Source organism: Streptomyces sp. CBMA123 (assembly GCF_014596465.1).
Classification (GTDB): Bacteria; Actinomycetota; Actinomycetes; order Streptomycetales; family Streptomycetaceae; genus Kitasatospora.
In genome coordinates, this window is record NZ_MECK01000191.1 from 1 (window position 1) to 10368 (window position 10368).

The following is a 10368-nucleotide window of genomic DNA, read 5'->3' on the forward strand; positions in this document are numbered from 1 at the left end:
CCAACCCCCCCCCCCCCCCCCCCCCCCCCCCCCGGCCGTACCCTCTTTCCCCCCCCGCCCCCCCTCCGGGCCGCGCGCCGGCGAGCCGGACCAGGCCGGTGCGGCGCTCCTCGTCCGGGTACGGCTGCTGGAGGCCGGGGTGGAGACCGACCAGGTCGGCGACCCGGCGGGCCAGCGGCAGGCCGAGCCGGTCGGCGAGCCGGGGCGCGAGCGACTCCCGGCGGGCGGTGCGCAGCGCGGTGGCGAGGACGCCGGCCAGCCGGGCGTCGCCGGTGCGGCCGAGTTCGTCCAGCCGGGCCGAGACCTCAGCCAACTCCTGCGGCGTGGTGTCGAGTGCGGTCAGGCCCAAGGCCTCGGCCAGCAGCGGGAGTTCCGGCAGTCGGCCCGAACGCACGTCCCAGAGCGGGGCGTTGGGGCCGAGGCCGTTCGCCACCACGGCGGCGTGCATCCAGTGGGTGTCGGTGCGGACGTGCTGCGGGCGGACCCACTTGGCGATCCGCTCGCCGAACTCGGCCCGTGGGAAGCCCCGGACCGTCCGGACGACGTAGCCCTCCTGCCGGTTCAGGTCCAACCGCAGGGCGCGCAGGGCCCGTTCGTCGTAGCGGCCGCGCCAGAGCACCCGGGGCGCGGGGACGCCGAGGCGGCGCAGGAAGCGGACGGTGTCGTCCCAGCCCAGGCAGTGGTCCTGGTCCGTCCAGACCGAGAACCCGTAGAACCAGCTGTCCAGATCGGTGTACGGGATGGAGTGCCGGGCGAACAGGTTCTCGCCGCAGATCCGCCAGCCGTCCGGGATCCGGGCGCCGATCCGGTGCTGGAGGCCCTTCACCCAGGCCCGGGACGGGTGGTGGGCGGAGTCCAGCGAGCGGGCGTGCAGGCCGTCGGCGTAGAGCGTGGTGTTCTCGCCGTCCAGCTTCTCGGTGACGACCACCTCCGCCCCGGCCAGGCCGGAGAGGTCCCCGGTCCGTACGTCGTCCGCCGCGGCCCCCGGTGACCAGGGGAGATGCGGCGTCCGGGGGTAGTGCACTCGCATGTCCGGCTCCCTGAACGTCCTTGATCCGGCGGACACTGTAGGAGCCGGTGAGCGGGGCGGGCCACCGATTAACGGCGCGGGCGCGGGCTCAGTCGATGCGGTGCTCGCGCCAGAAGGGGGCCAGGTCGACGGGGGTCGCGGCCTGGGCGGCGGCCTTGAACTCGGCGGTGGTGGAGACGCCGTACCAGTGCGCGCGGGCGTAGTCGTGCAGGAGGGCGGACATCGTCTCCGCACCGATCAGCCGGCGCAGTTCGTGCAGGGCGCAGGAGCCGTGGTCGTAGATGACCGCCTCGTAGCGGTCGGGGTGGGTGTCCCAGTAGCTCATCGGGTTGGTGAGGTGTTCGTCCGCGCTCCGCCAGGGCGTGGCGGCGGCGCAGTTCTCGCCGGTGTCGCCGAGGGCGAGGTCCATGGCGTACTCGGCGAAGGACTCGTCCAGCCAGGGCGCGCGGTACTGGTCGTCGCCGACGATGCCGTACCACCACTGGTGCGCCAGCTCGTGGATCACGGCGGAGGGGCGGATCCGGTCGAGGACGAAGGCCGGGTACTCCATGCCGGCGAAATCGAAGCCGTTGTCGAGGACCAGGGCGAGGTCCGAGTACGGGTAGGCGCCGTAGCTGCGCGAGTGGGCGTCGATGGTGCGCAGGGAGAGGTCGAGCATCGCGCGGGCGTCGTCGGGGGTGATGCCGCGGGCCGAGTAGACGGCGATCCGGACGCCGTCGCCGGAGGTGCCCGCGATGCGGCTGAACGGGCCTGCGGCCCATGCGAATTCGCGGACCTTCCGGGCGCCGACCCGGGTGATCGTGCGGCCCGGTTCGCCGGGGGTGTCGACGGCGGTGCCGGTGGCGGGGACCAGCACCTCGGTGGGGTGGTCGAGGGTGACGGCGAAGTCGGAGGCGAGGCCGTAGAAGGACTCGCCGAGCTGGCTGTACCGGTCCAGGTGCCAGCCCGCCTCGTCGCGGACGGCGAGGACGGGCAGGGCGTTGCCGATGTAGCTGTAGGCGCCGTCCCGGCCGAAGCGGTCGATGCCGTCCGGGACGTCGACGGCGAGGTCGAACTCGACGGTGGCGGAGGCGCCTTGGGCCAGCGGGCGGGCCAGTGGCACCCGCAGGGCGGTGCAGTCGACCTCGGGGGAGCCGTCCAGTCCGCTCACCCGCACGGACGGGGTCGTGCAGCCGCCTCGGAAGTTGTCCCAGAGCCGCAGGTACAGCTCCTGGAGGGGTTCGGGCGAGGTGTTGGTGAAGGCGATCCGCTCGTGGCCGCGCCATTGGGCGCCGGTGGCGTCGCTGCGCAGCTCGACGGTATAGGCGGGGGCGCCGGGGGTGCGGGTCGGGTCGGCGGGGGCGCGGCGGGGCGGAGCGGGGGCCGGTGGGGGCGCGGCTGCCGGGGCGGCGGCCACCGGGGCGGTGGCCACCGACAGGAGCACGGCGAGGACGGCGAGTAGGGGGAGGGGGCGTCGCACGTCGTGAACTCCTGTCGGTGGTGGGGGTGTTCGTGGTGCTCGGGGTCAGCCGTGGTGCTCGGGGTCAGCCGTGGCGTTCGGGGTGAGCCGTGGTGCTCGGGGTGAGCCGTGGCGTTCGGGGTCAGCCGTGGTACCGGGCCAGCACCCGCTGCACCGCCCGGGCGTCGGCCGGTATCTCGCCGGTGGCCGGGGCGGGCAGCTGGATGAAGGGGCCGGCCAGGAAGAGCGAGCGCGGGGCGGCGGGGGCGCGGTCTCGCGGGTCGGAGTGTCGCTCACCGTGCGCCTTCCGTCGCCGGGCTGCCGGCCGCGCCGACGCCCGGGATCGCGTCGCTGCCCGGCACCGCGCCGCCGGGAGCCGCGAGCTCGGGAGCCTGACCGTCGGCTGACGGACCGTCCGTCGCCGGGGCGTCCGTCGCCGGGCCGAGCTCGATGGTGAACGCGCCGAGCACTTCGCGCATCCGCCGTTCCACCTCCTCGATCGAGGCGCCGACCACATGGACGTACCCCGAGGCACTGTGCGAGGCCCTCCGGGCGGACACCGCGTCGCCGACACCGACCGTGAGAACGGCCTCGACCACCCCGGGGACACGCAACAGGTCCTCCGTCGGAGTGATCCGCCGGACCGTCCCGGAGCCCGGCAGCGGCAGCAGGAGGCCACCCGCGCACTGGCGCAGGCGGTAGTCGAGCGCCGGGCGGATGCCCCGGTAGACGTCCAGGGTGGCGCCGAAGACGTCGAAGCCGTACGCGTGCCCGTGGTTGGCCGGGATCTCACAGTCGGCCAGCCGGAGCCCGATCTCCCCGGCGTACAGCCGGCCGTCGATCAGGAAGAACTCCATGTGCGCGTAGCCGTGGTCGATGACCATGCCGGTGACGATCCGCTGCACCAGGACGCGCAGGTCGACCGGCGGGGCCTCGTCGGTGCCGACGCTGATGCTGGCGTTCATCGCGCCGTCCACGATGTCCAGCGGACGGCAGGGCATGGCGCTCGGCCAGGCGTCCAGCACCTCGCCCCGGTGGATGATCGCGCAGACCTCCCACTCGGTGCCGCGGAGGAACCGCTCGACCATCCAGTCCCGGGCGGTGAGGTCGATGCCGGCCAGTGACTGGGGGCCGTCCAGCCGGTGGGTGTCCACGCACGCGAAGGAGTCCACCGGCTTGAGCACCAGCGGCCAGCCGTAGGTGGCGGCGAACCAGGCGACCTCGGCGACCGTCCGGACTCGCGTGAACTCGGCCGTTCGCAGGCCGAGTTCACGGAAGCGCTGCTTCATCTCGGCCTTGTCGCGGACCCAGGCGACCTGTCGGCTGCTCAGGTGCGGCAGCCCGGCCAGCTTGGCGAAGCGCTGGGCGAGGGCCTGGCGCGGCTCGCTCGGGTTGCAGAAGGTGCTCGGCCGTGCGGGGAGCCCGGCCACCCACTCGCGGTAGCGCGCCGCCTCCCGGACCAGCGGCACGTCGGCGCGCACCCAGAACGCGGGCAGGTGCGCGGTGCGGCGCAGGTGGTCCTCGGAGAGGTCGCCGCGCAGCTCCTCGAAGCGCAGCAGCACCAGGTGCTCCGGGAGGGTGCGGGCCGCGTACCGGGTGAAGGAGGACGGCCGGTCGTCCACCAGGAGCAGTACCGGGGCCTCGGCCGGGGCGTCGGTGCCGGCTCCGGGCGGGGCGCCGCGCGCGGGGTTCGCGGGGTTCGCGGGGTTCGCGGGGTCCGCGTTCACATCGCCTCCAGGACGCGCCGGATCGCCTTGACCGCCACGGCCCGCTGCTCCTGCGGCAGTTCGGGCGACAGCGGCACGCACAGGGTGCGCTCCAGCAGGTCGCGGGTGCGGGCGAAGCCGCACATGGAGCAGTCGGCGTTGCAGGCTTCGAGGATGCGGATGCACAGGTCGTGCGGGTGCGGGTGCCGGTGCGTGGTGGGGGACACGGGGACACCTGGGCCTTTCCGTCGGGGATCGATTCCGTGGGCGGCGCGGGGACGGATCGGCGGGGACACATCAGCGGGCCGGGTCGTCGGCCCCTGAAGGTCGTTCGGCCAGGAGCTGGAGCAGGGCGTCGGCGACCTGCGCCGCGCCTGCCGTGCCGACGGCGGTCGTCAGCGCCGTCCAGTCGGGGCCGGGACGGTCGGTACCAGTCCGATCGGTACCAGTCCGGTCGGCGTCGGGCGGGTCGGCCAGCTGCCCGAGCTGCTCGACCAGGGCCTCCCGTACGGCCCTTGCCGTCCGGGGGCGGCCGAGGTCGGCGGCACGGGCGATGCCGCCGTAGATCAGGTCGAGGGCCTTGCCCTCGCCGTGGGCGCGCAGTGCCAGCGCCTCGTCCTCGTCGAACACCTCCTTCGGCCAGCGGACGCGGGTGTCGGTGCCGAGCGCCCGGCTGTGGAATCGGCCGTTGAAGATCTGGCTGAGGTTCTGCGGTGGCAGGCAGATGGTGGGAGTCCCGAGCTGCCCCGCCTCCAGGAGGGTGGTGAGGCCGGGGGAGGTGAGCAGCACGTCGCACTCGGCGAGGCGGCGCAGGAACTCCTCATGGGGGAGGGCGCCGACGGTGGTGGTGGCCGGGTGGGCGCAGGAGTCCACCAACTGCGCGGCCAGCCAGGCGGGCAGGTTGCCCGCGATGTGCACCTCGGTGACCCCGCTCGCGGTGAGCGCGTCCAGGGCCGCGGGCAGGACGAGCTGCGGATAGCCGGCCCAGTCGGTGAGTTGGGGTGCGCGCAGTCCGCCGAGGCTGAGCAGGGCGCGCCGGGGGTGCGGTGTCGGCGTGCTGCCGCGGGCGGCCCCGCCGTCGGCGATCACGGCGTCCACCCACCGGAGTCGGTGGACGTCGGCCAGCACCCGGGCGGCCTCCGGCGGCAGCGCCACGCACCGCTGGGCGCAGTACACCTCGGTGTCCAGCGGGAGGTCGGGGCGGTCGCCGTCCGTCCAGAGGAACGGCAGGCTGTCCACGAACACCACCGGGACCCCGCAGGCCCGCAGCGCCTTCGCCAAGGCGCCGTCCATCACCACCAGCGCCGCCTGCACGCGCTGCGTCCGGACGATCCGGGCCAGTTCCTCGGCCGACCGGTGCTCCGGTAGGTCGAACCAGCGCTCCACCGGCTGCTCGGCGAGCACCGGTCTGCCCAGTCCGGAGGCCAGCCCGATGAATCTCAGCCGGTCGCCGCCGCGACGTCGGAGGGCGGACAGCACCGCGCTCAACTTGCCGGAACTGCCCCAGCCGAACTCGACTCCGGCCACGGCGACCGTCCGGGTCTCCGTCGTCGTCTTCGCCGTCATCCGTACCGTCGTCATCCGTACCAACTCCCCCGCCTGTAACGGACTTTCCTGTCGCTCCGTATTCGTACCAGGCCTGAGATCGCAGGTCGGTTCGACTGCCTACGGAAAAGCGAAACGTAACCACCCCACCAGGTGAAGTTGCCGTTCGGTGCATTGACGACGAGCAGTCAATCCGATGGATGCGCAACACACGGGCAGGAACGTGCCTGCACCCGCCGGCCGCCGCGACGGGCTGCAATGGACGCCCATCCGATCCGCAGCGCAGCCGACCACCGGAACCGCGCCCCAGTCGTACCGATCCCACCCCGCAGGAGGGCCGCCAGATGGAACAGTTGACCGACGACACCGATCCGGTCCGCGTGCTGGACACCTCCGGCACCGACTACCGCCGGGCCTTCGACCTCTTCCTCGCCGGCACCGACGAGAAGCCGCGCACCCATGCCCGGCTGAGCGAGGTCGCCACCGGCCTCCCGCACCGCCGGGTGCTGCTGGACCTCGGCGCGGGCGACGGCCGCACCACCGCCCACCTGGCCCGGTACTTCGACCGCACGATCGCCGTCGAACCGAGCGCCGCCATGCGGGAGAAGCTCATCGCCGCCTGCCCGGGCGCCCGCGTCCTGCCCGAGCCGCTGGACCGCGCCGAGCCGTCCGAGCCGGCCGACCTGGTCCACCTCTCCCACGTGCTCTACTACGTCCCGGAGTCCGACTGGCTCCCCACCGTCACCCGCGCCATCGAGTGGACGGCCCCCGGCGGCACCCTGCTGGTCGTCCTGCAGAACCCCGAGAGCCCCTGCATGCGGATGGCCGCCCACTTCACCGGCGTGCGCTACGACCTGAGCGCCCTCCTCGATGGTCTGCGCGCCCACCACCCCACCCACACCTACGCCTTGGAGACCCTCGACCTCCACTACCGCACGCCCCACCTCGCCGAGGCCGTCGACGTCGCCGAGTTCATGGTCAACGTCGCCGACCTCGCCACCCTCGACCCCCGCCCCACCCGGGCCGCCCTCACCGCCTACGTCCGACAGCACTTCGCCCAGCCCGACGGCAGCTACGCCATCGGCCACACCCAGGACATGCTCACCGTCCGCCGGGCCCGGAGCGCCCGGGTCTGAACCCCGGGGGGCCGGACGGCTCAGACATCGGTGTTCGATCGAACGCCCAGGCGAACTCCCCTGGGCCTTCCGGCTACCGGCCCGGTGCGGCGTCCTCGATGGCGGTGAGCAGCCGGGTGTGCACGGCGGTGGCGGCCGCGCGGGTGGCCGGGTCGGGGTCCTGCAGCTGAGGGGCGATCAGCTCGACGGCCGCGGCGAGGACCGGCACGGGCACGGTCGCCTCGCGCAGGTGGAGGAGTTGGGAGGCGGCCCGCTCACCGGGCGTGGCCCGGGCGCGGGCGTCGGGGATCAGGGCGGTGAGGCCCCGGGGAAGTGGCTGAGTGCTGGTCACCCGTCGCATTCTTCCGTGCCCGGGCGCCGCTGATCACCACGGCCGGGCGACGGCGGCCCCATGGACGGCCGGCGGTGATGGTGCGCCCGAGGATGATCGGCGCCCAGCGGTGGAGGAGTGGCCGTCGACAACGATCCGCTGACGGACCTGGCCGTGCTCCGCCGGGTGCGTCGCGTCCTCGCGGCGGGGCGCCGGGATTCCCGGCAGGGCAGGCGGTTGCGGAGGCTCCGGGTGTGGAGGGTGTGGAAAAGGTTTGGCGGGGCACCCGGGGAATCTTGTATGGTTCTCCGCGAATCATCCAGAGGGGTGGAGGGACCGGCCCTACGAAGCCCCGGCAACTCCCCGTTCGACCCGGCGTCCGAAGTACGCGCCGTGTTGTCCGGGGTCAGTGCCAACTCCGGCCTGTCGCCAACGTGGCGCGGGAAAGATGAGGAGACACGGTGCTCTCTGTGCTGTCCTTCGCCCGGGCGCTTCCCGCCCCGGCCCTTTCGCGTACCCATCTCGTGTCCGGCGCAGGCATTCGGCCCGCTTCGCAGGCCTGTCCTCGCTGACCACCCCGCTCCCACCCCACCGGAGCGCCCGTGAGCCGGACCCACCCACGGCCCACGGGATCTGAGACTGGAGTACCCGTCCATGGAGAACACGAGCGGTGTCGGCGTGCTCGACAAGATCACCTCGATCCTCGGCACCCTGGAGGCCGGCCCGGCCACCCTGGCCGGACTGGTCGACGCCACCGGCCTGGCCCGGCCGACCGCCCACCGGATCGCCGTCGCACTGGAACACCACCGCCTGCTCGGGCGTGACCTGCAGGGCCGGTTCGTCCTCGGGCCGCGGCTCGCCGAACTGTCGGCCGCCGCCGGTGAGGACCACCTGCTGACCGCCGCCGGCCCGATCCTCACCCAGCTGCGCGACCTCACCGGCGAGACCGCCCAGCTCTACCGCCGGCAGGGCGAGGTCCGGGTCTGCGTGGCGGCGGCCGAGCGGCTCTTCGGCCTGCGCGACACCGTCCCCGTCGGTCTGGCCCTCCCGATGAAGGCCGGGTCCGCCGCCCAGGTGCTGCTCGCCTGGGAGGAGCCCGAGCGCCTCCACCGGGGCCTCAAGGGCGCCCGCTTCACCGCCACCGCCCTCAGCGGAGTGCGGCGCCGGGGCTGGGCCCAGGCCGTCGGCGAACGCGAGCCCGGCGTCGCCTCCGTCGCCGCGCCCGTCCGCGGCCCGGCCGGGCGGGTAGTGGCCGCCGTCTCCGTCTCGGGCCCGATCGAACGGCTCACCCGGCACCCCGGTGCCCGCCTCTCCCAGGCGGTCCTCGAGGCGGCCGGCCACCTGTCCGAGGCGCTGCGCCGCTCCTGACCGGCGTGCCCGCGGTCAGCACGGGGTATCCGCTACCCCTCGTCCAGCAGGGCGGCGAACCGGGCCAGCGGATCCCCGGTGAACGGGCGCAGCGCCGGGGCGAGGAGGCGCGCCCCGGGGAAGCGCAGGCCGCCGAGGAAGGCGAAGCGGGTGGTGCGGTCGGTCTCCGGGCGGGCCGCCATCCCGCCGAGGACCAGACGGCTCTGCATCAGGCACCAGCCGGGGGCGAGGTCGATCCCGAAGGTCGCCCGCAGCCGGGTGTGGCCGTGGATCCGGGCTTGCAGCGAGGCGGTCCGGAGCGAATCGGCGGTGGGTGGGCCGGCGGTGGGTGGGCCGGCGGTGGGCGGGCCGGCCGGCTCGGACGGGGTGAGCCGCACGGTGCGGACGTCCGGGATCCAGAGCGGCATCGTGCGCTCCAGGTCCTGGGCGAGCGCCCAGACCCGTTCGAACGGCGCGTCCAGGACGGTCTCGCCGATCCGTGCCGCTCCGGGTGCGGTCGCGGCGATCACCCGCAGCCGCCGGACCGGGTCGAAGTCGGCGACGGGCCACTGCGGCGGCTGTGGAATGCGCGGCATCTCGGGGATCGGGCTGTCGGTCACTGCTGCCACGCCTTTCGGAAGCTGAGCCGGGCCCGGGAGAGACGGGACTTGACCGTCCCGGGTGCGACCGCGAGCAGCGCCGCGGTCTGTCGTTCGTCGAGGCCCTCCAGGTCGCGCATCAGCAGGACCGCGCGGTGTTCGGGGGAGAGCCGGGACAGCACGTCGCGGATGTCCGCGGCGAGCTGGGGGTCACCGGGCGCGGGCACTTCACTCAGTTCGGCGGGCCGCGAGCGCGTCGCCCGGGTGGCGTACCGCACCGCCTCCCGGACGGCGATGGCCCGCACCCAGCCGTACAGCGCCGCCGGTTCCCGCAGTTGGCGCAGCTTGCGGAAGACCACGATGAGCGCCTCCTGGGTCGCGTCGGCGCCGTCGTCCAGGGCGATCGGGCCGCAGAGCCGGCGGACGTACGGGGTGATCAGGTCCAGCAGCCGGCCGGCCGCGAGTCGGTCGCCGCCCTGGGCGGCCCGGACCAGCTCGGCTAGGCCGGGCGGTGGCTCCTGCATGGTGCGCTCTCCGCTCTCTCCGTCGAGGGGCAAACGAGGGGGTCCGTGGAGGGAGGCCCCGGGAGGGCGAAAGGTTCCGCGCGGCTTCCGCCCGACGGCAGTGTTCCTCGTCACAGGAACGGATCGGCCGGCGGGGTGCTCCTCCTGGTGTCCAAGCGTCCTGACACTCCGCGAGGTGACGGCATGAAGTCGACGAAGATCCGCAGCAGGGCCACCGCGGTCGGCGCGGTGCTGGCGGTGGACGGTCTGGTCCACCTCTACTGGGCCACCGGACGGACCTGGCCGGTGGACGGCACCACCCGGCTCTCGCAGCTGGTGCTCAACACCCAGGTGCCGTTCACGCCGCAGACGCTGGTCCCGCTCGCCGGGACGCTCCTCTCCGGCGCGACGCTGGTGCTGGTCCAGGGCGGACGGCTGCCGGCCCTGGCCCGCCGGCTGCCCGCCGTGCTGCCGCGCTGGGCGAGCCGGGCGGTGGCCGCCGGGCTGCTCGCCCGGGGCACTGCCGGACTCGTCTGGGTGACCGGCGCCTGGGCGGACCCGGGCGACACCTTCTACTGGCTCAACCTGCTGCTGTACACCCCGCTCTGCCTGCTGCTCGGCCGGGCCGCCTGGCAGGTCTCGGCCGCAGGCGGGGCAGTGGTGGGCGGGGCAGTGGTGGGCGGGGCGGTTGCGGGCGGGGCGGCGACGGGCGGGCCGGCGGCGGACGGGGCGGCGACAGGTGGGACGGCGGCGG

Annotated in this window: 11 protein-coding genes and 1 riboswitch; of the genes, 3 read left to right on the forward strand and 8 right to left on the reverse strand. The window is 74.3% G+C overall.

The window, feature by feature from the left end:
• From BG452_RS21560 to BG452_RS21580, 5 genes are all read right to left on the reverse strand, one after another.
• A partial coding sequence (locus tag BG452_RS21560) for an RNA ligase family protein (RefSeq protein WP_188305985.1) occupies positions 1–1030 on the reverse strand: 1030 nt, incomplete at its 3' end.
• 88 nt (positions 1031–1118) lie between these two features.
• Positions 1119–2489 carry a M1 family metallopeptidase gene (locus tag BG452_RS21565; protein ID WP_188305986.1) on the reverse strand — a complete coding sequence of 457 codons (1371 nt, stop codon included), beginning with the start codon at positions 2487–2489 and terminating at the stop codon, positions 1119–1121.
• 272 nt (positions 2490–2761) lie between these two features.
• The gene (locus BG452_RS21570; RefSeq protein ID WP_188305987.1) at positions 2762–4195 is read right to left on the reverse strand and encodes an ATP-dependent carboxylate-amine ligase; all 1434 of its coding nucleotides are present in this window, start codon (positions 4193–4195) and stop codon (positions 2762–2764) included.
• Entirely contained in the window at positions 4192–4401 is a 210-nt protein-coding gene (locus BG452_RS45845) for a hypothetical protein (RefSeq protein WP_223242545.1), read from the reverse strand. The genes BG452_RS21570 and BG452_RS45845 overlap by 4 nt, the downstream gene beginning before the upstream one ends.
• Positions 4402–4471: 70 nt before the next feature.
• Positions 4472–5755, reverse strand: coding sequence for a hydroxymethylcytosylglucuronate/cytosylglucuronate synthase (locus tag BG452_RS21580; protein WP_188305988.1), 1284 nt, complete (start codon positions 5753–5755; stop codon positions 4472–4474).
• Between the two features lie 308 nt (positions 5756–6063).
• On the opposite strand from BG452_RS21580, the gene BG452_RS21585 reads away from it, so the two are divergent.
• Positions 6064–6855 (forward strand): class I SAM-dependent methyltransferase, encoded by a 792-nt coding sequence (locus BG452_RS21585; RefSeq protein ID WP_188305989.1) that lies wholly within the window; start codon positions 6064–6066, stop codon positions 6853–6855.
• A 73-nt stretch (positions 6856–6928) separates the two neighbouring features.
• Here BG452_RS21585 and BG452_RS21590 read toward each other — a convergent pair whose 3' ends face one another.
• On the reverse strand, positions 6929–7186 hold the full coding sequence (locus tag BG452_RS21590) for a hypothetical protein (protein WP_188305990.1): 258 nt from the start codon (positions 7184–7186) through the stop codon (positions 6929–6931).
• 291 nt (positions 7187–7477) lie between these two features.
• Positions 7478–7620, forward strand: a riboswitch (SAM riboswitch).
• 199 nt (positions 7621–7819) lie between these two features.
• Here BG452_RS21590 and BG452_RS21595 point away from each other — a divergent pair.
• A complete protein-coding gene (locus BG452_RS21595; RefSeq protein ID WP_188305991.1) occupies positions 7820–8533 on the forward strand; it encodes an IclR family transcriptional regulator in 714 nt (237 codons plus the stop codon).
• 32 nt (positions 8534–8565) lie between these two features.
• Here the strand turns inward: BG452_RS21595 and BG452_RS21600 are convergent, their stop codons facing one another.
• Both BG452_RS21600 and BG452_RS21605 read right to left on the reverse strand, forming a co-directional pair.
• Positions 8566–9132: a hypothetical protein gene (locus BG452_RS21600; RefSeq protein WP_188305992.1), complete on the reverse strand. Its 567-nt coding sequence runs from the start codon at positions 9130–9132 to the stop codon at positions 8566–8568.
• Entirely contained in the window at positions 9129–9635 is a 507-nt protein-coding gene (locus BG452_RS21605; protein WP_188305993.1) for an RNA polymerase sigma factor, read from the reverse strand. The genes BG452_RS21600 and BG452_RS21605 overlap by 4 nt, the downstream gene beginning before the upstream one ends.
• A gap of 183 nt (positions 9636–9818) precedes the next feature.
• Between BG452_RS21605 and BG452_RS21610 the strand changes: the two genes are divergently transcribed.
• Positions 9819–10368 (forward strand): DUF3995 domain-containing protein (locus BG452_RS21610; RefSeq protein WP_188305994.1); only part of this gene is annotated, 550 nt, incomplete at its 3' end.

Bases quoted from the DNA above. Each gene is read 5' to 3' on its own strand.
- BG452_RS21580 (WP_188305988.1), bottom strand. From the start codon at position 5,755: ATGACGACGGTACGGATGACGGCGAAGACGACGACGGAGACCCGGACG.
- BG452_RS21585 (WP_188305989.1), top strand. From the start codon at position 6,064: ATGGAACAGTTGACCGACGACACCGATCCGGTCCGCGTGCTGGACACC.
- BG452_RS21595 (WP_188305991.1), top strand. From the start codon at position 7,820: ATGGAGAACACGAGCGGTGTCGGCGTGCTCGACAAGATCACCTCGATC.
- BG452_RS21605 (WP_188305993.1), bottom strand. From the start codon at position 9,635: ATGCAGGAGCCACCGCCCGGCCTAGCCGAGCTGGTCCGGGCCGCCCAG.